Origin of the sequence: Halobacteriovorax sp. RT-1-1, from assembly GCF_047085455.1 — a bacterium.
Classification (GTDB): domain Bacteria; phylum Bdellovibrionota; class Bacteriovoracia; order Bacteriovoracales; family Bacteriovoracaceae; genus Halobacteriovorax_A.
The window spans coordinates 1,203,317-1,225,919 of the sequence record NZ_JBKIXZ010000001.1 but is presented as its reverse complement, the minus strand read 5'-3'; the positions used below and the strand labels follow the sequence as shown (position 1 = coordinate 1,225,919).

Genomic DNA, 22,603 nt, shown 5'->3' with positions numbered 1-22,603 from the left:
CAGGTTTTTTTAATGATTAAAATTATAATTAAAATAGTGGCCATCACGATGGTGGCCACGTTTTCTAAGGCTCAATTTAACAGCTCAATCCTTTTTAGCGGGCGTCTTGCAAACTCATGTCAATTCGTAAGTGACCAAGCAGTCCTTGAAGTTGTCGACTCACTAATCACGGCCATCAAAGATATCAATGATGAGCGCTACCGTTGTCAGTCAATTTATGCCAACTCAAAGGCCTTCCTCGCCTCTTTAAATGAACAATACCGATCAAGCTCTAGTGAGCTTTCAATTATTGACTCAAACCTTGAGACGATTTCGAGTGAAGTCTATAAGCTTGTTACAGCTAGCTCATATACGGGACAATTTGATCAAGAAATTCTAAGTCTTCAGCGCAGACGACAAGAACTACTTGATGCGGATAATAACCGTAATAATGGAATTGTTGATTCGCTTAGTATGGCCACAACGATTCTTGATGATCTTAGAGCGGCACCAGAGTGTGATGAGGATCTTGGCACAAAAATGATTCGTCCAACGATCATGCTTATGGGTCAAGTTGCAGGCGCACTTTATCCTGGATCGAACCTATTTACAGCAGCGGCTTCAACAGGTCTTGCCAATATGGTGGACAGTCTTGTTTCATACGTTCAATTTAAAGGTAATGATGCTAACCAAGCTTTAGAAGATCTCTATAATAATCGTAACTACTACGTCTCTTACAAGTGTGCTTATAAGAATATCAATGCAATGACTTGTAACCTTCGTCGCAAAAATGCAACAAGAGAAGAAGCAAAGTGGCTGTACAATTATATTAAGGAGCTTGATACTCCAACAAAAGATTTTGAAAGAGTAAAAGACTTAAGAAAGCACTACCCTCGTCTTCAACGAATCCTTAGTGAACTTCGTGATATTTACGAGACAGCAAACCAACAGGATACAATTGTAACAATTGCCACTCTACAAAAAGAGCAAGCAAAACTTAGACTCTATCAACCAAATCCTTACGAGATTGAAGAGTGGAATGATAGCTATCAAAATATTCGTCCATGGGCAGAGTGGGCCCATATGCTGACTTGGTATACAAATATCAACTCTAAACTAAAAGTTTATTGTCGAGAGTTCCAAGATGGTAAGTACTGGGTAAAAGAAAATAGTGACTGTCAGGAAGCTGCTATTGCACGTGATGAAGATCGTACGCAATATATCCAAGAAGTAATTAAGCCGGCCTTAGCTGACCTTGGTGCCGATAAGGAAAGACTTTCTGAAAAGCTTAGAAACTCAGTAAACGTTGAAAGACTTTATAAAGTAATCGAAGCCGAAGATAATTGGCGCGACAACAAGAAGGACTTCTCGATTTCTGAAGTTATTCAAATCTTTGAAGAAGACCTAGAAAACACGACAACAAGGCCAGAGGCAACGTCACTCTTTTCAATTAGAATTAAGAAAGCACTAAAGGCCCTTAAGGCACTCGTTAATTTTGAAAATGTTGTGACAGACACACAAGGACTAACGCCAGAAGATTGTGATATCGACAATCCAACATGCCAGTGTGACAGCTTCAAGGACCTTTCTCAAGCTGCTTATACGTACCTTGCAAATAACCTATCTGATGGTGATGTACTTTCAGTAGAAACAATTGATGCAAGTTTTTACAACTATATCAGGACAGTTGAAGAATTCTTCTTGTATGGCCTTCCATATGCTGAATCTCCTGAGCTTACATACCAAGATAGCTTAAACTACTCGAAGTATATTTTCTTAGTTCCAATTTATCGTGGAATGCAAGAAAGCCTTCTTCGTGGAGATAATGTGGGAGCAAGTAATATTCCACTAATGAATACAGCACGTAAAAACTTTGAAAAAGTTTTCGCAAAAGAGATTATCAAGGTTCTAAACAAGAATGTAAAAGTCGCCCTTGATAAAGGAAGCCGTGACGATATCTACCGTGACACTCTCCACTCTTGTGCCATCTACTACCCGATGATTAAACAAAAAGGTATGGGCCTAAGAGCAAAGTATGTTCTTAAAAGGTGTAAGGAGCTACTGGATAAAAGTGGCGGAATCCCGTACCTCATCCAAGGTACAGAGCGCTTTTCAACAAAGAATGAAGCTTACAAAAACCAGTGTTTCTATCGTGATTACGAAGAGGCCGTAAGCACAAAGAAAGCAGAAATCGCTCGTGAACTTGATCAAAGTGGTGATTTACCAGAATTATAATATTGCCAACCCCACCAGGGTTGGCTATTATCTTTCTACAAAATATCTCAATTGAGGGCCTTTAGCTCAGCTGGGAGAGCGCTTCGCTGGCAGCGAAGAGGTCAGCGGTTCGATCCCGCTAAGGTCCACCAAAACAAAAAAGCCCACTCGCAAGAGTGGGCTTTTTTGTTTTTGTTGATATTAGTATCAGATCTAATTGCTTTTGGCGGTCGATGGCATGGATGCCATCGTGTCGACGACGCAGGAGCTAAAGTCGACTCCTATGCATGCTTGCCAATCATCTTACCAAGATGCCAAAGTCAAATCGATCCCGCTTAAGACCCTCCATTTATCTTTAACTATTACTCAAAAATTGAAATAAAAAAGAGCACAGTAAAGTGCTCTTCATCATATTTGGTTCCAGGTCACTTTTCGTTGGCTGAGCGTAAAGAAAAAGCACCTGGAACTACAGTTTTTCTTGGGCTAATTGCCAACAACCGGACAGAATAGATCAACAGACTTTAAGACTCTAACTCAATTAGGCTATTACTCTCTCGATTGGGTTATCATAAATAAAAAAACGATATATAATTGTACAAATAATAAAAATTATTATTAATATAATTATTTTAAAAAGCTTTTTCAACACAGTCTCCTCAATATTTGGTTCCAGGTCACTTTTCGTTGACCATACACAAAGAAAAAACACATGGAACTACAGTTCCTTGCCAACTTAACCAAGAAATAAAGTGTAAATGGATGTATAACACTTAATAAGTTACCATATCTTAAACAATATAAAACTAGGTAAAAAAAATGAATGATCAAACAAATCGCAAGAAAGACCCCTTAGAGGGTGTGACTTTAAAGATGATGTTAACAGATGTTATCAATCTCTTTGGCTGTAAAGAAATCTATGCAATGACAGAGATCAATAGTTTCAATGATGAGCCTCCCATGTTTAATAAAATTTTAAAATTTATTAGAAAAAATCCATGGGCCATTCAAAAGATTGAGAAGATGTATCGTGGGAATTTAGAAACGATAGAAAAAATGAAGCGCGATGGAACGGTATCAAAAAAAGACCTTGCACTTGGAAGTGGTACTGGTGGGCGTAAGACAAAATACTGAGAGGCATAATAAGAATAATCACTAGGAAGTGTTTCTAATATCTAAAACCACATCAATTAAAGATTTTCGCCCGCTAAGCCGACTATTGAACGTTAATAAAGTGAGGAGAAAGCGTGGCTTCAACAGTTAAATCAAAAGTTATTGGATATGGCTCATCTAAGGTAAAGGGAAAAACTAGAGAGTACACATTTCTTGAATTTGAAGATGGTACCAAACTTAAGAATGTCATCACTACTACATATATCGCTGACCATATTTGTGTAGGTGAAGAAATTGAAATTTCTTATATGAATGTTAAAAAGTTTCAATTTATCATTGGTGCAAGATCTAGAAGAGGTGAATTAATGTTGGCCTCAGATGACTCCATGATTATTACGGCCGTTGCATTTTATTGTATTCGCGACAGCTTCCTCATCTCAACCTTTGTAGGTTACTGGATTGGAAAGCTTTCTTTAATACAATACGAAAATATTCAAATAGCGATTAGGCACTTTGCTTACTTTGCCATTGCTGTTTGTTCAATCTACTTATATAAGTTTATTAAGTTCACAAAAGATTATAAAAGTGGAGTTGCTGCATTAGAGGAAAGTTCCAAACAAGTACAGGCGGCATAACTTAATATATGTCTAGAAATAAGAATAAAAAGAATAACCTAAAACAACAGTATCGTATTCTACATGACGAGGCCGTCAAAAATGGTGAAGACTATTATAAGGACCCTGTTACAGGCGGTATTGTTTCAACAGAAGTACGCCTAAAGCGTATGAGAAAATGCTGTAAGTATGGCTGCCGCCATTGCCCTTGGGGCTTCAAGAAAAGAAAAAGTTAGTGGATCAAGAGTTCTAAGCAGTATAGAGCTATCCTATTTTAATTAAGTTTCAAATAAATCAATATTCAGGCCACAAACAACTTCTGTTCCAGATTCCTTAATGTCATCTTGAGTGGATTGAATTAGCTTTAAAATTTTCTCCTTCAGAGGTAAGAAATCTTTTTCATCAATCGTAAATGTAGAAGAATAATGAATATTATTAGGCTCTTCTTTGGCAATGATGTCTAACACTTGTATTCTCTTTGCCATCTGATGAGGTGTGTTTAGCCAAGACTCAAATGGAAGGTGTATAGACTTTCCGCTAAAGATGTAGTTTTGATCATGTTTTTCAACTAGGCCAAGCTTTTCTAAGTAGATAAGAGTTGATCTAACTTTTTTCTCACTTAGTGCAAAGTGATTGGCCAGATTAGGAATTGTTTGTAACTTGGGACAACTAGTCGCGATGTGTATCGCAGACGGTATCCATGAGATAAAATAGTCTTTATATTGCTCATTTTCATCGTCAATAACCATTGAATTGACTCTAGAAGCTAGATTACCTGCTTCCTCAGCAATTTTCTCGCCCTTATACTTCAAGTAACTTTTTAGTTCGTGAGTTGAGGCCCTAGCGTAGCGAATTAGATTTAAGAAATATTCTGTTTCAATTTTGGAGAAGTTAAAAAATACACTTAATTTATACGCTTGATCTTCACTTAGATCGGCCTTTTCCTTCAATACCTGCGATAGATATGCAGCTTGGCAACCAATTGCCTTTGATAACTTTGCCTGAAGTCCCCTTTGTGCATAAGCCTCGAGAATCAAGTAACGAAGAAATTTATGATAATTTTTAAACTCGAATATTTCCATTTACGAAGAATAGTATATTAAAAATAAACATTCAAGGGACAAAATGTATATAAAAAATATATACACATATTTTATTGCTTGTTAAATCTACTCCTGTTCAATATCAATTGAAACTATTTTTCTAAAGGGAGTACTTATATGAAACTAAAAATTGAAATCATCGCTTTTATCTTAATGGCATTACATCTAATTAACCCAGTATTTGCAGGCCCTATCGTTAGTGCTGGCCCTATGGCCCATCCAGCGATAAGCACAATGCATATTGATAACTCTGTAGCAGGTATCGACTTTCCAACTGATGCACCGGCTCCTCAATACGATTACGTTCTATCACTTTATAATGGAGTTAGAATTCCAGTTTATACTGACCATGCCGAGTTAGTTCGCGCAGAAGCAGGTACAGATTATCCGACAGATATCCAAGCACCATATTGGACGAAATTTCAAAGAGTCCTAGTATTAGAAAGTAAATTTCGCTACCCTGTTAGACTTACTTTTGATGTTAATGACAACCTATTATGGAAGCTAACAAGCGGTGAAGTTATTAATGTATCTGAAGTTGTAAAAATTGTGAAAGCAGAAGCTGGTATTGATTACCCTACTGATGTTCCCTACTTCTTCAATCGTGACTTCTATGTTGCAGTTATGATTGATAGCACTAGAATCAAACTTTAAAGATATATCGATTGGCCGAGAAGAGCTCCTTTTCGGCCAAATTCAACAACACATATTAAAACATAAAAAAATAGTACCCATTCACAGTACTTTTATTCTCATTTACCCATTTAAATAGTTATTGAAAAGGCCAGTTTACTGGCTTTTTTATTAGCTCCCCAAGACAAAAAGCATGTAATATCAGAATCTTAGTAACTTCCCATTATATATTTAAAAGTAATTTTTTTTACTTTTATACCGAAAAGAAAATATGTTCTATTTTATAAGCCTTCTTATATTTGCCATCTCCTTACCTACTCATGCAGGTGATCTCGATACCTATTACGAATTAGAGTTAGAAATTAATCGACTTCATTCTCAGTTTAATAAGAATCAAGAAAAGGTATCAAAGAAGAACACTCTCTATCATCGCATGCTCAAACCCCAAGAAACGGCAGCAGAAATAGCAAGACTACAAAAAGAGAATAAAGATATTATAGAAAGATTAAGACCATTAAAAGAAGAATTTGAGGCATTAGAGAGTAAGCTCGTCGTTAGATCAGTAACGGGTGAACTTAAAAATATAAATGCTGTGAAGGATAAGAATCTTTGCCTAAATAATGAACTCCTCTACTTTTCAACTGATCGAGAATTTGAAGGGTGGAATTTAAAGTATGGTAGCAGCGAAAGAAGAATCTCATACTACGCTAATAAGAGCACATATATTAAAAGCTGTCTGGAGAATCGACCTGAAGACTCGGTAGTCGAGGTCGATTATAACTCACAATCACTTTGTGATAAAAGTAGCGACCTCTTAAAGTATGTTGGAACAAAGACAAAGTATAAAACCTACATTAAAGAAGGCCTTGTCAATGTCGATGTCTCACTCTACCTAAAGTTTGACGGTAATGAGAAAGACAAAGAAGAATCAATGGCACTTGTAAGAAACTCAATGCCTTGTGTGAAAGATTTTTACGCAAGACACGGGCTAAAGCTTAATGTCGATTTAAAAGAAGAGACTGGCATCATGGATCGATTCAAATGCGATCACACGATTACCATCTCTAAGGAACACAAAAGGCCTACGGCCAAAGAATGGGCAACTCATAAATTTGCAAACGTTGCAAATATTAATGATCAAAAAAGATGTAAGCTTTATATCCATGAACTCGCCCATAATTTGGGATTAGCTGATGCATATAAAGATAGAAGATGTCCTGATCGAAAAATCATTTTAGATGATAAGAATATTATGGGTGATGGACCAAGTGGTTACTCACCATATCAAGCCGAGTTAAATGGTAGCCAACTTAGAACGATCTTATCCCCACTTTGTGATTAAAGAGGAATTTCAATTCTAAAAGTTGTTCCACCCCCAGAATTAGAATCAATGGTAATTGAACCACCATGCTCCTTGATGAAATTATGAGATAGAGATAAACCTAATCCACTTCCTTTTCCATACTCCTTAGTTGTAAAGTATGGTTCAAAAATTTTTCGTTTATTCTCTTCACTAATCCCTGCACCACTATCAGAAACTTCAATAACGGCCTTATCGTCACGACTAGTGAGAGTTACTTTGATCTGCTTTACCTCACTCTGCTCAAGAGCATCTCTAGCATTGGTAAGTAAATTCATCACAACTTGTTGTATCTTCCCAGGACTTCCTTTCACCTGTAACTCACCTAAAGAATTTTCAAATGACACGCTAATCCCATAGTGTTCATATATCTCTTCAATCATAAGTATACAGTCATTTAAGACTGCAGATAGATCAAATAAAACTAATCCTTGACCATCCTTGCGAGAAAAATTCCTTAAGCCTTTAACAATATTTTCAATCTGTGTTGCTGACGATTCTATTTTCTCTAATGACTTTACGATATAATCTTTATGCTCACTAGATTTGAAGTTCTCTTTTTTTAGTCGGGCAAGGTATCCCTTTATAATTGTTAGTGGCCCATTAATCTCATGGCCAACACCAGCGGCTAGTTCCCCAATGGCCGCAAGCTTTGAACTGTGAGTAATCACTTGATCTTTATGTTGTAGTTCTTTTAATTGATTAACAAGTTTTCTTTTAATAGGAATAAGAATTTTAAAAAATTCGTAAATTAATAGAAGAATGATTAATGAGAATAAAAGCAGCTCTATTTTACTTAAATTTAATATTTTCGTTTTAGAATAATCTGCTGACTCAAAAACTATCTTATTCATATTTTTTAAAAATAAATCTGTATCTTTGACAATCTCATCAAGGCTTTTCTTTTGATTCTCACACAAGTTTACGATACAGTTAATATTCCTATCAATACTACTTAAAATAGGATCGAGATCTTTATACTGCTGCTTAATATTTGGCGAAAATGCAGGAGCTATTCCCTTATCTTCACTACCATTTTTCAAATCCTCATGAGTAGAAAACAGTAATTCTTTTGTGACAAGGATCTCTTTACTTACTTCACTCCTTGGCTCAACACTAGTATTAAAAGAATAAATTAAGGCCTGCTTAGCAAGTCTTTGACTTAGCATACGTTGGCGACCAGCTAAGTTAATAACCTGGGAGTAACTTTCCTGTTGAAGAATGAGAAATTGCATTAAAGCTTGAGCAATTATAGTGAATAAGACAATCGATACGAAAGCAATAAGATACTTATATGTAATTCCTCTTTCATAATCAATCTTCATTAACCTCTTACCTCACGCTGCTAACTTACTTGCGACCTTTGTTTGATTATCATAAATATTCTCTAAATCAAATTCCTCCCCTAAGGTTGCAATCGTTGTCCTAAGACTTAACTGAGATTCGAGAAGAGTTTTAAAATGACTTGATGCCTTTTCTTCACCATGATTTAAAATAACAAGCTTAGGTGAAATACGTGATTCATTTAGCCATCCGATAAGATCTAAGTAATCACCATGCGCTGATAATGAATCGATATAAAATATACTAGCTCGAACTGGAAGTCTCTGTTTATGCATATGGAGTTCTTTTTCACCATCAATTAGAATACGACCTTTCGTTCCTTCAGGTTGGAAGCCAACTAAAATTATTCCACTATCTTCATCCACAATATGCTTCATTACATGATACACAACTCTCCCACCATCAATCATCCCTGAAGCACTAACGATAATACGAGGTCCAGACTTTTCCATAAGGGCCTTTGAATCTTCAACATCTTCGATTTCTTCAAATGTATCAGGATAAATATCGATATCCTCTGTTACATTATCTTTGACATGACCCTTTCGAAAACAATCATTAAATATACGGTTAGCTTTCTTAGAAAGTGGGCTATCTAAATGAACAGCTACACTAGGGATGGCCTCTTCATTCATCAATTCTTTAATAAGATAGAGAATATCTTGTGTACGACCAACTGAGAATGCGGGTATAACCGCAACTCCACCGCGCTTTAAAATTGTATTTAGATACATTCCTAAAACTTCTTTTGCAGGAATACGGGCATGTAGCCTATCTCCATATGTAGACTCTAAAACAAGATAATCAGTTTCACAGATAACTTGAGGTTCGTTTAAAAGGATATTTCTCTTATGCCCAACATCTCCAGAAAAAACGATTGTTTTCACTTCACCAGTAGCTGCTCTATAGCGGACTCGAATAAAGCTTGCTCCAAGAATATGGCCGGCCCAGAAAAAAGTAATTGCAATATTTTTAGAAACTGTCAGCTCTTGTTCGAAATCCACAACTTCAAAGTGTTCAAGAACAGCTTGAGCTTCCTGCGTTGTATATAAAGGAAGGGCCGGCTTGTGTCTTGATATTTTTTTTCGATTTGCATATTTAGCATCTTCTTCATGAATACGGGCCGAATCCATTAATAAGATCTGACAAAGCCTAAATGTTTCCCTTGTACAATAAACCTTACCTCGAAAACCATCCCGATATAGACGAGGTAAAAGGCCGGAATGATCAATATGTGCATGAGTTAAAAAAACTGCACTTAGCTTACTGGCACCATGATACGACATCCAATTGCGTTCACGATTTTCCTTGGCCCCTTGGTAGAGTCCATAGTCAACAAGATACTGCTCTTTATAATCCTTCCCAACTTTTAACAAAGTTTTAGATCCAGTAACACCTCCAGCTGCTCCAAGAAAAGTAATTCTCATCGATACATCCTTTTTATAATTAAATTTCGTGTACTACCTATCGACGTTTTAATAGTTAAGAATGTTTAATATTGATAAAAGAAAGGTTATCATAGTTGAGTATTCAATACGACTAACAAAAAACTCACAATCACTTTGCAGAAATTAGACTCGAAACAAACTTAAAAATTCTTTTTGAGACATATACTTAATTCATAGGAAATCAACTCAAGGAGAATTATATGAGAAATGCCAAAAAAATTAATCTATCAACAAAAGGGTCAGTTTAATACTGACCTTTTTTTATATCATCACACCACAATAGATTTATAATTTCATTCTTTGAGCGACTTCTCTTTGATAAGGATCATCTGAGGAACTAAGAGCAGAGATCACTCCTTGTCTATTTTCAACTGGTTGGTTTTGGCTAAGTTTCCACTGCCCTTCAAGAGAGGTTACTTCAATTTTAATTCCAATGATTGCGGCCAGAAGCTTTTGTGTATAATCACGAGGAGCATCTTCAACCTTCCAAGGATTGTGGCCTCCTTCTTCCTGTTCATTAGTAAGCATCTCAATCGAATTAAGAATCCACTCCTTATCTTCAATAAATGAAATTTTTCCACGAGCATGAACAACAATATAGTTCCATGTTGGAACAGCTTTACCAGTCTCTTTCTTAGTTGGGTAATGATTAGGAGAAATGTAACAATGAGGGCCATTGAAGGTAGTTACAACCTCACTGTTATCAAGTGTCGATTTCCAAAGAGAATTTGCTCTTGCAATATGTCCAAATAAGAATAGCTTCCCCTCTTCTTCTACAACGCAAAGTGGAAGATGATTAACCTCAATCCCTTCAGTTCCGTTTGATATCAGATTCGCAAATGTCGTCTCCTTCATCTGCTTTATTAACTCGATCCTATCTTCCTGCTTGAATAGCTTTGGTATATGCATTCTACTACCTCTAATTCATTTATTAATGCTACAATGATAACTCAATAAACACTGGAGTTAAAATGCCTTATATCCTAAGTCCAATTATTACAGAATCAATGCCTGGAATGTGGTTTGAAGGTCAAGGCTATAAGCGAGAGAATATTTACTCGATAAATGATCCAAAAGGTCCTCCAGTAAATTATGATGCTCATACTTTAAAACCACATAGTCTCACTCATATGGAAGCACAATCTCACACTATGAAAAATGGGATGAGCGTCGATGACTATTTTAAGAAGCAAATAAATTCATTTTTTGGGCCAGTAGTTGTCGTAAAACTAAAAGGAAAAAACTGGAAACCTGTAGAAGGCCTTGATGGTATTTACCATTGGGAAGTCTCACTAAGTGAGCTTAAGTCCGAGCTTGGAGATGAGATTCCATGCAAGTTGATTTTGTCAGTCGAAGAAATGCCAATAAACAAATCACAACTGCACGACCCTAATTATGTCTTAACACTTTCACAAGAAAGTGCTGACTACTTATTACAAAACCCTAACTTTGATATGTATGGTACTTCTTGGAAGTCTTCTGACTTTTGTCCAGGGAGCAGAAATAGGCCGATTCATAATACACTTTTTAAGCAAGCTGCCATTTTTGAAAATTTAAAACTAGACGACGTGCCTGCTGGAAAGTACTTCTTTTCAGGCTTTCCACTCCCACTACACTTAGCTTCAGAGTCACCGGTATGTCCGGTTCTCTTCAAGAAGGATGAAATTAATTTCTAAGATCACTTCTCTTATAAGCGTCATCGACAAAAACTTCGACTAAAGCATTTAGTGCATCTGTAACAGTAAAAATACCGTACACACGATTTCTATTATTAAGTACAATTGCTGAGCCAACTTTATTACTTGATAGCTGATAAGCTACTTCACCTAAGCTATCGTCCTTGTTAACAGCAAGAACAGATTCATTCATGAAGTCTTTAACTAAAACTCCATCACACCAGCTCTTTCCATAAATTGACATAACATCTCTTTCTGAAATGATTCCCACAATTTGATTCCCGTCACTTACAGGAAGATGCCTAATTCCATTATCTTTCATAATCTTAAAAGCGATATCGATACTGGCATTTTGATCAACAACGTGAACTGCGGGAGTAGTAAATTCTTCGACTGATATATGCTTCATACATGCCTCCTAAATTAAATTTAGATTAGCACAATGGACTAATTGGTAACTGACAAGTGTCAGTTTTTACGAAAAAAAATCTTAATTTTTGCCTTAACCTCAAGAGAGTTCTCGTCAATTTTGGCAAAAAATGGGCGTTAAAATCAAAAAAATTGGCCCTTGGTTAACTCACGTAACTATCTAGAATAACTGTATTATGTGATTTAAAACACAGTTTTTATTTATACGTTTGCCTTAGGTAGAAAGATTAAATACAATTTTTATATGTTAGCTAAGAAGAGGGTCTTGGTCGCCGAAGATGAACCGACATTAAATGATATCTACGTGGAAACCTTTGAGTCATTTGGTTATGAAACCATAGGTGTCAAAAATGGTGAGTTGGCCTTAGACTATGCAAAACATAATCCTGTCGACTTTGTCATCACTGATCTAAAAATGCCAAAAATGGATGGCCTAAAACTTTTGGAAGAAATTGGAAAGCTTAATGCTCCTACACCTCCAGTTTTAATTATTACAGGCTTCATTGACGAATTAAATGCACAAAGAGCAAAGGAGCTAGGTGCTGTTGATCTTATGACGAAGCCATTCGACTTCGACAAAGTCATTCTCTATATTGAAGAAAAACTAAAGCAGCAATCAGAATCCTAAACGCCCCATTCCTTAGAAAGTTCACCAATTCTCTTTTTAAATAAAAGCGAGAGAATCATTGAAACGATAGTAAGTCCTATTGCAAGTCCCGCCCATAAACCAGCTGCTTCCATTCCGTGTTGATAGCTTAAATAAATTCCAACAGGAATTGCAATTAGCCAATAACCACAAAACGAATAGAGCATTGGTTGCTTACTCATACCAAGCCCTCTTAAGACTCCCCACATTGCGACTTGTAGTCCATCAGGTATTTGAAATAAAGCAACATATAAGAATAGTCCTGATCCATAAAGAACAACGGCCTGATCAGTCGTGAAGAGTCCCATTAAGAATTCATGAAAGAAGAAATAGCATATTGCCGTTATGACCATATAAGATACGGCCATAAAGATACACCCATAGGCATAATTCTTAATCATCTCCATATCTTTTCTACCAAGAGCGTAGCCGACCTTAACCCCTGCCGCGCCATTGATGGCAAGAGGAACCATAAAAGTTAGTCCCGCAATTGTTAGAACAATGTTGTGAGACGCTGATGCAACAAGACTCATGCGTCCAACTAAGACAGTAACAGTTGAGAACATTAATACTTCAATAAAAGTTCCAAGACCAACTGGTATTCCAAGTTTTATCAATTCCTTAAAAGACTTCTTACTAAAATGCGTTTCAATTGGAAGTACTCGATAAGCATAAACATAAATAATTAAAGCTAGAATAAAGCGAGTTACAACAGTTGCAATTGCCGCACCTTTTATTCCCATTTCAGGAATAGGTCCAATCCCAAACATTAAACAGTAGTTCATAATGAGGTTAACGACATTCATAAAAATGATAAGAGCATTGGCAAAAATTGTTTTATCAAAAGCTTGAAGATATTCCTTAATCATTTGAAAAATAAGTGCAGGAATAATCGAGATATTTACCCAATAAAGATAAGTCTTAACAAGAGGTACGATCTCTTTATTTAAACCGATATAGTCAACAAAGTAAGTAAAGATATAAAGGGCCGTACAAATAACACTTCCTAAAAGAAGTGCTAAAGTCATTCCACTTCCCCATACGCCATTCTCGTGTGGATTCGTATCAGCTCCACGCATTCTTGCCGTAACTGCACTGACAGAAAATAACGTTGAGATCCCAATCATTATAAAAGGAGATAACATACCTGCTGCAACACCAATAGATGCTACTGCTGATGTTGAATAGCGTCCGGCAACAAAAATATCACCGACGTTAAAAAGCATCTGCCCAACCTGGCCAATAACAAGTGGAATAGTAAAATAAATAAGTTCTTTGAGTCTCTTACTCGTTGTTGCAACTACCATAATAGTTAGAGGTTATACCTTAATTTTTTAATAGATGGCATATAAAAATTGTAACCAAATATACTTTAAATCTCGGCCAAATCTTCGTAAAATATGAACACAAAGGAGTGCTTGTGAAAATTGTTTCAAATGCAGCGGAAGCTTTATCGATAGTATATTCTAATTCAAATATTTTTATTCATGGTGGTGATTCTACGCCACAGGCCCTAATTGACGGGTTACTTGAAAATGCTCATAAATTAAAAGATGTCACACTTACTCACCTACATACTCACGGTGATGCGAAATATGCAAATGAAGAATATTGTGAAAACTTTAAAATTCTCAATCTCTTTGTTGGCGGAAATGTGAGAAAACATATCGACTACCAAAGAGTTGATTATCTTCCATGCTTTCTATCTGAAATTCCAAACTTATTTCGAAGCGGTAGAATTCCTCTAGACTTTGCACTTATTCACGTCAGTCCTCCAGATCAACATGGGCACTGCACTCTAGGTACATCTGTTGATGTTGCAAAGGCTGCAGTAAGTAGTGCAAAAGTTGTTATTGCTCAAATTAATCCACATATGCCTCGTGTTCATGGTGATGGCTTTATTCATATTAATGATATTGATTATGCGATTGAAATTGATCACGAAATTGTCGGCCATCAAGAAGTTTGCTTGAGTGAAGAGGATTTAAAGATAGGACAGCTCACTTCATCTCTTATTGAAGATGGCTCAACTCTTCAAATGGGAATTGGATCAATTCCTGATGCAGTTCTGGCTAGTTTAAAGAATCACAAGAACCTAGGGATTCATACAGAGATGTGGTCAAACGGGGCTCTTGATTTAATTAAAAGTGGCGCCGTAAATAATTCATGCAAAAATGTTCACCGTGGAAAAACAGTTAGTGCCTTTATTGTTGGAGGCAAAGATGTACATGATTTTATCAATGACAACCCAAGCGTTATTCAACTTGAAGCGGACTATGTAAATAACCCAAGTATCATTAGAAGAAACCCAAAAGTATGTGCGATCAATAGTGCCGTTGAGATTGATCTTACAGGACAGGTCTGTGCAGACTCAATCGGCCATCGTATTATCTCTGGAGTTGGTGGCCAGATGGACTTTATGAGAGGCGCCTCACTTTCTGAAGGGGGTAAGCCTATTATTGTTATCAACTCACGAAGTGCTAAAGGTTACCCCAAGATCGTTCCAACATTAAGGTCAGGAGCAGGTGTCGTAACAACTCGATCACATATGCACTATGTTGTTACAGAGTATGGTATTGCTGATTTATACGGAAAGAGTCTTAATCAAAGAGCACAAGAGTTGATTAGAATTGCTCATCCTGATGATCGTGAGAATCTTGAAAAGATGTGGCATGAAACGCACTGTAGAAAATAATCTACAGTGCACTCACTGGGGATTGGCATAATAATTCTACCATACCACTCCCCTCATATTTTTCTTTTGCTACTTTTAGATCAACTCTCTTAAAGATCATATAAGAAATAAATGATCTAAGATTTAATAAGAATGGATTCTCTTGTCCATGAACAGATACATATGCATCCGAGACATAATTTTCATAAATTTCTCTAAAGCCAGGTGAGTCGATAACAAGAAGCATGACACAAATTGCGATAGCTTCCTTACCCTGTTCAACACCTTGATTGATCACTTGGTTTAGCTCATCAACAGTATCAAAGGTATGTTTTGAAATTTCTTTAATCTGCTCAGCGAGTAAGTTGATACAGTGTTCACCACATGTCGTAATAAATTCTTCTTTTGAACCAAAATGATAAAGAACTGAAGAGACATTAATCTCGGCCTTCTTTGCTATATCTCTTAAGCTTACGCCGTAGACACCATTTTTTGCCATTAAAGGAATCGCAACATCAATCAAATTCTGTTTAGTCTTATTCATCTAGCTACTACCTTTTGTTAACTTACCGTCAATTTGAATAAAATTCTTGATTCAATTTAGTTAACATGTTAACTATATAGTTAACACATTAACAAATTTGGAGTAACAATGTCAATAATAAAGAGTGAATATGTACAGGAAAGTATTATCGGACGCATGATTCGCACAACTCGAATCCTCGATAAAATGATCTCTGAAGAAGTTTCGCATTTTAAACTTACAAAGCCTCAATTTGATGTCCTTGTCATCCTACACTTAACAGATCAAGAATCAGTTACGACTACAGAGTTAGCAGAAGAGCTTCTAGTATCGAAGGCCAATATCACGGGAATCGTTAAAAGACTTGAAGCGGCCAATCTAGTCAAGAAGGCCATTGACGAAAACGATACTAGGTCAAAGAAAATTACACTTACTGAAGAGGGCCTTGAATTAATCAATAAAGTACTTCCTCGCTACTTCAGCATGGGCCATGAACTAGTTTCAAGATTTTCTCAAGATGAGAAAAGTAAACTTTTATGTCAGTTGGGAATGATTGAAGAGTTTTATCAGTCAAAAAGATAAAATAAAAAAATCTTAAAGAGAATCTAAAGAGACAGAATATACAGGAGAACCACACTCATGAGAAGGATCAAGACTTATATTGTCTTGTTTGGACTTGCTAGTAGCGTAAGCGCTGCTCAATACAGTTTAAACGAACAATCAGTAGTTGAACTTGCAGTCAAAAGAAATGAAAATGTTGGTATTGCAAGACAAGAATTAGAACAGGCCAAGGAAACACTAAGTAGTGCAACATCTAATCTATTTCCAGTCCTTTCAATATCTGCAGGCTTAACGAAAAATGATGGTAAAGGTAATATCATGCCTCACGGTTATGATTGGAATCACAATGCAAGAGTTCAGCTCACACAACCTTTATACACTTTTGGAAAGATCTCTAGTGGTGTCGATATTGCAGAATCTGCAAATAAGATCGGAAAGTTGAGAACAGTTGTAACAAAGGCTGAAGTTGAGAATGCTGCAAGACAATTATACTACAGAGTTTTATTCAACCAAGAGCTTGTACGAATAACTGAAGACTCATATAAAAATGCTGTTAAAAATAAAAATGCGCTTGAAGAACGTGTTTCTTACGGACGTATCTCACGAAATGATAATATCAAAATGCAAGCTGACCTTGCCAGTAGAAAACCAAATTGGATTATTGCAAAGAAAAACCTTAAAAATGCAATCTTAGACATCAAAAACTTTCTGGCCCTACAACCAGAAGATGACGTAAAGGTAGTTGCTGATAACTTTAATGCTAAAGATAAAATTGCAACGATACCCTCAAACTTACAAAAGCTTGATGAAACAGTTGATGTAAAGATTCTTAAAGAAAGCATTCAACTATCAGACTTCTCTGTTGAGCTTGCCAAGAGCCAACGTCTTCCCGACCTTGGATTATTTGTTGCCTACTCTCCTCTTACTTATCGTGTTGATAAACCATTCTCAGGAGATATCTCACATAACCAAAATGATATTTCATTTGGTTTACAGTTTACGTTTGACTGGGATCTTGGAGGAAGTAAGAACTCAGAAGTAGCTATAAAAAGAAGTGATGCGAATATCGCGCGCTTGAAGTTTAATCAACTAAGAAGAGAAATTAGAACTCAATACTTAAAACTTGAACAAGACTACGAAGGCCTTCAAGAAAGATTTGATGCGGAAGCTGAAGCTGTAAAACTAGCCTCTTCATCTTATAAAGTAGCTCTTAGCTCTTTTAAGTCTGGTGGAGTATCACAACTTCAGCTCAATGATAGTGAAATTCAACTTACTCAACACCGTCTAAATCTTGCTCAAACGAAATTACAACTAAAGGTAACTCGTGCTGAGATGGATCGTCTTCTTACGAGTACAGGAAAGGGAGATAAATAATTATGAAGCAAATAATCTTCGTTTTAATAGTTGGTCTTGTTTACGCAGGTAGCTTATTTGTTAAAGATTTAGACCTACAAAGAAAGAAAGGTAAAGAAACTGCGACTATGTATACAATTCGTGCTGTTTCAGGAACTCCAGTTAATACAACAAAGGTTACGAGAAGGGCCTTCTCAAACTTTGTCATTGTAACAGGTAGTAATATTGGCCCAAGAATTCATGCATCAGTTGCACCAAAAGTGGCAAATCTAATAAAGCCAGGAGCACTTGTTAGTATTCGCGTAAAAGATAAGAAAGTATACGGAAATGTAGTTTCGGTTGATGCCAAAGCTGATTATCTTTCGGGCCTGCATAAAATCGTTGTATCTTTTGCAAATAAAAAGATTCCAACAAATCTCTATATTATGAATATCGAAACACACAAATTAGAAAATGCTTTAACGATTAAAAGAGAAGCTGTTTCAGAAAGAGGTGGTTCGCATAACGTATTCATCGTTAATGATAAGAATATCGTTACAAAACGCAATATTGAAGTAAGTGATAGTAACGAAGACTTCTATGTTGTGAAAAGCGGACTAACTGAAGGAGACACTATTGTGCTAAGTGATCAACGTTATCTTAATGATGGCGAAAAAGTAAATATCATCAAAGCACTAGTGGATCAGGATTAAGGAGTTAGAAGATGATCGAAATATTTGTTAAACGCCCTGCCACAACAATCATCTTTATTGCCATCTTTATGGTAATGGGACTGGTTTCAATTGGTAACTTAATTATTGAACCGACACCTAAGGTTGAGCTTCCACTTATTACAGTACAGACGGTCTATGCTGGTGCATCACCTGAAGAAATCGAATCACAAATCTTAAAGAAGATTGAGGACGAAATTTCAGAAGTCTCTCAAATTAAGAAAATCAAATCAGATGCACGTGACAGTTTTGGTATTGTTATCATTGAGTTTGATATTGAAGCAGACGCTAATATCAAATCAATTGAAGTAAAAGATAAGGTTGAAGCAATCTTAAACGATTTTCCAGATGGAGCAGATCGTCCAATCATTGCAAAGTTTGACCCATTAATTCAGCCAATTGCAACTCTTGCTCTTTCAAGTACAAAGCATGACCTTACTCAAGTATATGAGTATGCTGATAAAAAACTTAAGTCTCGCCTATCATCTATCAATGGTGTTGCCTCTGTTGACATTTTTGGTGGACGAGAAAGAGAGATCAATATTGAGTTAGATAATAACCTTCTTATTCAAAATTATCTGTCAATTGAGGATGTTCTTGCGGCCATCTCTAGAAAGAACCTAAATATCCCAGGTGGATCAATAAATACGACAGACTCTAAGATTAGTGTTCGCTTCGTTGGGGAGTTTGCCAACGTTGACGAGATCAGAAATCTAGAAGTTGTTTCCCGAGAGGGACAAGTTTTTAAGCTTCAAGAAATTGGAAATGTTTCAGATAGCTTTAAAGAAGTTGAAACGATGGCACGCTTCAATGAAAAGGAAGTAGTCGGTCTATCAGTACTTAAGCTTTCTGATGGTGATGCTATTAAGATCGTTGAGAACTTAAAAAGCTCTCTTGAGAAAGTACAAAGTGAGCTACCTGATGGGATGCAACTTGAACTAGTCGTTGATACAACTCGAATTACACTAGATGATACAAAAGGTACAATTAACTCGATCTTCATTGGTATTGGTTTAACAATTGCGATTCTTTTAACATTCCTGGGAGACTGGCGTGGTGCCCTTATTGCGAGTATCGTAATTCCGACTTCAATTATCTCAACACTTTTCCTTATGGATATGTCATCGTTTTCAATTAACGTTATGACACTTCTTGCATTCGGTACATGTCTAGGTACCCTCATTGCAAACGCTCTTATCATTATCGAAAACGTTTACAAGCATCTAAAAATGGGAAAAGACTCTCAGTCGGCAGCCATTGATGGGACGAAAGAAGTATTACTTGCTGTAATGGCCTCTTCAGGAACAAACCTAGTTGTATTTACTCCACTGGCCTTCATGGGTGGTGTCGTTGGTAAGTTCATGCTTCAATTTGGTATGACTGTTGTATTTGCAACGATCTTCTCGATCCTAGCATCTGTTACGTTAACACCAATGCTTTGTGCCTTACTTCTAAAAGACCCTGATACTTTAAAAGGACCTTTCCCTAAGCTCGCAGGTCTTGTCGATCGCTTACTTGCTTGGGCAACAAAACAGTATCGTTGGTTCTTTGATAAATTTATGAATTGGCCTATTACTTCAATTATTGTCCTAATGGCGCTTTTCTTTACAATTGTTTATCCGGCAAAACGTGTTGGTAATGAGTTCCTTCCAAAGTCTGACCGTGATGAATTTAAGGCATTTATTCTTATGCCAGATGGTTCACCAATTGAAAAAACAGCTCAGATCACTCAACAGGTTGATGAGATTATAAGAAAGTACCCAGAGGTTGTTTCAACTCTTTCAGATATTGGTTATGACGGTGAAGAAAGATCACGTATTACCGTCAACTTAACTTCAGCAACAAAGAGAAAAAGAGACTATAAAGAAATCATGGATGATCTACTTCCAAAGGTATCTAATATTCCTGAAGCAGAAATTACTCTAACAGGTGGTAGTCGAAACGCTAGTAATGATGGTGATATTACAATAAACGTCACAGGAGATAATTTCGATAATATGATTATTGCATCAGAAAAAATGCAAAAGATCATGAAGGACTCAGGATACTTTAGTTCAATTGAAAGCTCTTACCGAATTCCAAAAATGGAGATTCAGTTTATTTCTGAACCTCAAAAAGTAATTCGTCAAAACCTATCAAGCTCGCGTCTTGGGGGTACAATCCGTGCACTTGTAAATGGTAATGATGATGCCGTTTATAAAGAAGGTGGTGAAGAATACGATATAAATGTAACTCTTGCGCCAGAATTTAAAAGAAATATCTCTGACTTTGATAAATTTCTAATTCATGGAAAGGATGGACTTATCCCAATCTCAAGCCTTGGTAAGGTTCAAGTTGTCGAAGCATCTTCGCCACTTAAAAGACGTGACAAAGAAAGAATCATTCAGATCAAAGCCTTTGTTGTAAAAGGTGTTGTTGGTGCCATCATGGGAGATCTGGGCCAGCAATTCAGTAAGGCAGAGCTACCACAAGGGACTAAGTTCATGTTTGCAGGCCAGGCAGAAAGTCAGAAAGAATCTCAACAAGAGATGGGAAAAGCCTTCATGCTAGCAGTAATCTTAACTTATATGCTACTTGTTGCGATCCTAAACTCATTTGTATTCCCAGTGTCAATTGGTTCAGCGATTCTAACATCTTTCCTAGGATCTTTTTTAATGATGTTCTACACGGAGCAGACGATTAATATTGGTTCCATGATGGCCATTGTAATGGTTGTAGGACTTGCCGTTAACAACGCCATTCTTATGATTGAATATACTCAGCAAAAGCTTGATGAAGGTGTTGAGATTAAGGAAGCATTATGGTTAGGGGCCGAGGAAAAACTGAAGCCTATTCTAATGACTTCTATTGCCATTATCGCTGGTACAATGCCACAGCTCTTTATGATCGACAAAATGAAGTCGGCCATGGGTGCGGTTTTGATTGGTGGTATGCTAGGTTCAATCTTCTTTACATACACACTCGTTCCAACGATTCACTTAGTGCTATATCGAGTGAAAGAATGGCTCTCTAAGCTATTGAAATCAAATGCATAATTTGAAAAAAGGCCTCTTAATTAGAGGCCTTTTTTACGTCTAAACTTAAGACATCTCCTGTAAATCTTCCCATCTTGAACAAACTCATCCTTAAAAGTGCTATAAATGTTCATTATTTTATTTAGCAACAAGCGAGAATTAAAGATGAGATCAATAATCCTTACCTCAGTTCTATGTTCAGGAATTTGCCAAGCTATGCCATCACAGGGTGTCGTTAAAGTATCTGACGGTGCAAGGGCAAATTGTAATGAGAAGAAGGACCTCTATCGAAATAAGCTTCAAGCATATAAAGTTAAAAATTATAGTTCCAAGCAAATTGGAGATAATATTGAACTGACATTGAACATTCAAATGCTCCAATGTAGTCAAACAGATAAAAGCTTTGCCTTTAAAGAAAAGAACATCTTTGATCTATTCACTTATAAAACATTTCGCAATATCGAAATGGAAGTAAGAACAAAGAGTGCTAATATTCTTTTCTATCAAGATGGTATTTATAAGAAACTTTCACAAGTTGATATCATAGATAACCAAGACCTTTCTAAAATTACTGCGAGCTTTAACGTTAAAGACCTCTTAACGAAAGAGAAGTATGAGAAATACTTAAATGGAGAAAAGGTTATCACTAGCCTAGACTTCAGTTTAAAAAGGTTAATTGAAGTTTCAGGTAATGACTTCAATGGAATTTACGATCAGAATTACGGTGGTTTTAGAGTGTTTTTTGAAATTAAATAATAAAAAAAGGGCCTCATAAGAGGCCCTTTCTATTTGTCTTATTTTTGATTCATACCTTTGTACTTATCTTTTGACATAGTCGTTACGTAGGCCGCAACATCTTTAATGTCTTGAGCTGAAAGACCACGAACCTTTGTCCACATCATAGAAGTATTCTTAGTTTTTCTCTTCTTTGATTGAATCGCAGTAACTTGCTCAGCAACGTAAGCAGCATCTAGACCAGCAATTCTTGGACCTTTAACAATTGCAATTTTACTAACATCTGCAGCTTTCCCCATACCATCAGCATTGTGGCAAAGAGCACAGTTAACTTTCTTGTAAATTGCTTTACCTTTAGCAGCATCTCCAGCGTAAGCACTTACACTTAGTAGAGCGGCAACAACAGTGATTTTGAATAAATTCACAATATATCTCCTTTATATTTATAGCGTAGCTATACTTTATGCAATTATCGTC

Annotated in this window: 22 protein-coding genes and 1 tRNA gene; 15 read left to right on the top strand and 8 right to left on the bottom strand. The window is 36.4% G+C overall.

Features of this window, described 5'->3' with window-relative positions; genetic code table 11:
• Positions 1–12: 12 nt before the first annotated feature.
• The 5 genes from ACMAWV_RS06120 to ACMAWV_RS06100 all read left to right on the top strand — a co-directional run bounded on the left by ACMAWV_RS06120 (position 13) and on the right by ACMAWV_RS06100 (position 4,153).
• Positions 13–2,214, top strand: a complete 2,202-nt coding sequence (locus ACMAWV_RS06120; protein WP_412469731.1) for a hypothetical protein — start codon at positions 13–15, stop codon at positions 2,212–2,214.
• Positions 2,215–2,269: 55 nt separating this feature from the next.
• Positions 2,270–2,345: transfer RNA gene (locus tag ACMAWV_RS06115), tRNA-Ala, on the top strand.
• Positions 2,346–3,009: 664 nt separating this feature from the next.
• The gene (locus tag ACMAWV_RS06110) at positions 3,010–3,324 is read left to right on the top strand and encodes a VF530 family DNA-binding protein (RefSeq protein WP_103216766.1); all 315 of its coding nucleotides are present in this window, start codon (positions 3,010–3,012) and stop codon (positions 3,322–3,324) included.
• Between the two features lie 113 nt (positions 3,325–3,437).
• Entirely contained in the window at positions 3,438–3,938 is a 501-nt protein-coding gene (locus ACMAWV_RS06105; protein ID WP_412462800.1) for a hypothetical protein, read from the top strand.
• An 8-nt stretch (positions 3,939–3,946) separates the two neighbouring features.
• On the top strand, positions 3,947–4,153 hold the full coding sequence (locus ACMAWV_RS06100; protein ID WP_103216764.1) for a DUF5522 domain-containing protein: 207 nt from the start codon (positions 3,947–3,949) through the stop codon (positions 4,151–4,153).
• Between the two features lie 42 nt (positions 4,154–4,195).
• On the opposite strand, the gene ACMAWV_RS06095 is transcribed toward ACMAWV_RS06100, so the two are convergent.
• Entirely contained in the window at positions 4,196–4,999 is an 804-nt protein-coding gene (locus ACMAWV_RS06095) for a TIGR02147 family protein (protein WP_103216763.1), read from the bottom strand.
• 138 nt (positions 5,000–5,137) lie between these two features.
• Here ACMAWV_RS06095 and ACMAWV_RS06090 point away from each other — a divergent pair, with 138 nt between their 5' ends.
• Positions 5,138–5,674: a hypothetical protein gene (locus tag ACMAWV_RS06090; protein WP_392991372.1), complete on the top strand. Its 537-nt coding sequence runs from the start codon at positions 5,138–5,140 to the stop codon at positions 5,672–5,674.
• A gap of 250 nt (positions 5,675–5,924) precedes the next feature.
• Positions 5,925–6,995, top strand: a complete 1,071-nt coding sequence (locus ACMAWV_RS06085; RefSeq protein WP_412469732.1) for a hypothetical protein — start codon at positions 5,925–5,927, stop codon at positions 6,993–6,995.
• Here ACMAWV_RS06085 and ACMAWV_RS06080 read toward each other — a convergent pair.
• The 3 genes from ACMAWV_RS06080 to ACMAWV_RS06070 form a co-directional block, all read right to left on the bottom strand.
• Positions 6,992–8,338 carry an ATP-binding protein gene (locus ACMAWV_RS06080; protein WP_412469733.1) on the bottom strand — a complete coding sequence of 449 codons (1,347 nt, stop codon included), beginning with the start codon at positions 8,336–8,338 and terminating at the stop codon, positions 6,992–6,994. The genes ACMAWV_RS06085 and ACMAWV_RS06080 overlap by 4 nt on opposite strands.
• A gap of 12 nt (positions 8,339–8,350) precedes the next feature.
• Complete coding sequence (locus ACMAWV_RS06075) at positions 8,351–9,784, bottom strand: MBL fold metallo-hydrolase RNA specificity domain-containing protein (RefSeq protein WP_103216759.1); 1,434 nt, start codon at positions 9,782–9,784, stop codon at positions 8,351–8,353.
• Between the two features lie 306 nt (positions 9,785–10,090).
• The gene (locus ACMAWV_RS06070) at positions 10,091–10,714 is read right to left on the bottom strand and encodes an FMN-binding negative transcriptional regulator (protein ID WP_412469734.1); all 624 of its coding nucleotides are present in this window, start codon (positions 10,712–10,714) and stop codon (positions 10,091–10,093) included.
• A 62-nt stretch (positions 10,715–10,776) separates the two neighbouring features.
• Here ACMAWV_RS06070 and ACMAWV_RS06065 point away from each other — a divergent pair, with 62 nt between their 5' ends.
• Positions 10,777–11,481: a hypothetical protein gene (locus ACMAWV_RS06065; protein ID WP_412469735.1), complete on the top strand. Its 705-nt coding sequence runs from the start codon at positions 10,777–10,779 to the stop codon at positions 11,479–11,481.
• Here the strand turns inward: ACMAWV_RS06065 and ACMAWV_RS06060 are convergent.
• Entirely contained in the window at positions 11,471–11,890 is a 420-nt protein-coding gene (locus ACMAWV_RS06060) for a CBS domain-containing protein (RefSeq protein WP_103216756.1), read from the bottom strand. The genes ACMAWV_RS06065 and ACMAWV_RS06060 overlap by 11 nt on opposite strands.
• A gap of 264 nt (positions 11,891–12,154) precedes the next feature.
• On the opposite strand from ACMAWV_RS06060, the gene ACMAWV_RS06055 reads away from it, so the two are divergent.
• A complete protein-coding gene (locus ACMAWV_RS06055) occupies positions 12,155–12,538 on the top strand; it encodes a response regulator (RefSeq protein WP_103216755.1) in 384 nt (127 codons plus the stop codon).
• Here the strand turns inward: ACMAWV_RS06055 and ACMAWV_RS06050 are convergent.
• Positions 12,535–13,863, bottom strand: a complete 1,329-nt coding sequence (locus ACMAWV_RS06050; RefSeq protein WP_103216754.1) for an MATE family efflux transporter — start codon at positions 13,861–13,863, stop codon at positions 12,535–12,537. The two genes, ACMAWV_RS06055 and ACMAWV_RS06050, sit on opposite strands and share 4 nt — an antisense overlap.
• 113 nt (positions 13,864–13,976) lie before the next feature.
• Between ACMAWV_RS06050 and ACMAWV_RS06045 the strand changes: the two genes are divergently transcribed.
• Complete coding sequence (locus tag ACMAWV_RS06045) at positions 13,977–15,251, top strand: acetyl-CoA hydrolase/transferase family protein (RefSeq protein ID WP_103216753.1); 1,275 nt, start codon at positions 13,977–13,979, stop codon at positions 15,249–15,251.
• 1 nt (position 15,252) lies between these two features.
• Here the strand turns inward: ACMAWV_RS06045 and ACMAWV_RS06040 are convergent, their stop codons facing one another.
• Positions 15,253–15,774 carry a TetR/AcrR family transcriptional regulator gene (locus ACMAWV_RS06040; RefSeq protein ID WP_103216752.1) on the bottom strand — a complete coding sequence of 174 codons (522 nt, stop codon included), beginning with the start codon at positions 15,772–15,774 and terminating at the stop codon, positions 15,253–15,255.
• Positions 15,775–15,882: 108 nt separating this feature from the next.
• On the opposite strand from ACMAWV_RS06040, the gene ACMAWV_RS06035 reads away from it, so the two are divergent.
• The 5 genes from ACMAWV_RS06035 (at position 15,883) to ACMAWV_RS06015 (ending at position 22,147) form a co-directional block, all read left to right on the top strand.
• A complete protein-coding gene (locus ACMAWV_RS06035; protein ID WP_103216751.1) occupies positions 15,883–16,335 on the top strand; it encodes a MarR family winged helix-turn-helix transcriptional regulator in 453 nt (150 codons plus the stop codon).
• Positions 16,336–16,392: 57 nt separating this feature from the next.
• A complete protein-coding gene (locus ACMAWV_RS06030; protein ID WP_412469736.1) occupies positions 16,393–17,688 on the top strand; it encodes a TolC family protein in 1,296 nt (431 codons plus the stop codon).
• Between the two features lie 2 nt (positions 17,689–17,690).
• The gene (locus ACMAWV_RS06025) at positions 17,691–18,359 is read left to right on the top strand and encodes an efflux RND transporter periplasmic adaptor subunit (RefSeq protein WP_103216749.1); all 669 of its coding nucleotides are present in this window, start codon (positions 17,691–17,693) and stop codon (positions 18,357–18,359) included.
• 11 nt (positions 18,360–18,370) lie between these two features.
• Entirely contained in the window at positions 18,371–21,412 is a 3,042-nt protein-coding gene (locus ACMAWV_RS06020) for an efflux RND transporter permease subunit (RefSeq protein WP_103216748.1), read from the top strand.
• A 144-nt stretch (positions 21,413–21,556) separates the two neighbouring features.
• Positions 21,557–22,147 carry a hypothetical protein gene (locus ACMAWV_RS06015; protein ID WP_146037762.1) on the top strand — a complete coding sequence of 197 codons (591 nt, stop codon included), beginning with the start codon at positions 21,557–21,559 and terminating at the stop codon, positions 22,145–22,147.
• 38 nt (positions 22,148–22,185) lie between these two features.
• Here ACMAWV_RS06015 and ACMAWV_RS06010 read toward each other — a convergent pair whose 3' ends face one another.
• Positions 22,186–22,551, bottom strand: a complete 366-nt coding sequence (locus ACMAWV_RS06010) for a c-type cytochrome (RefSeq protein WP_158246778.1) — start codon at positions 22,549–22,551, stop codon at positions 22,186–22,188.
• Positions 22,552–22,603 lie beyond the last annotated feature (52 nt).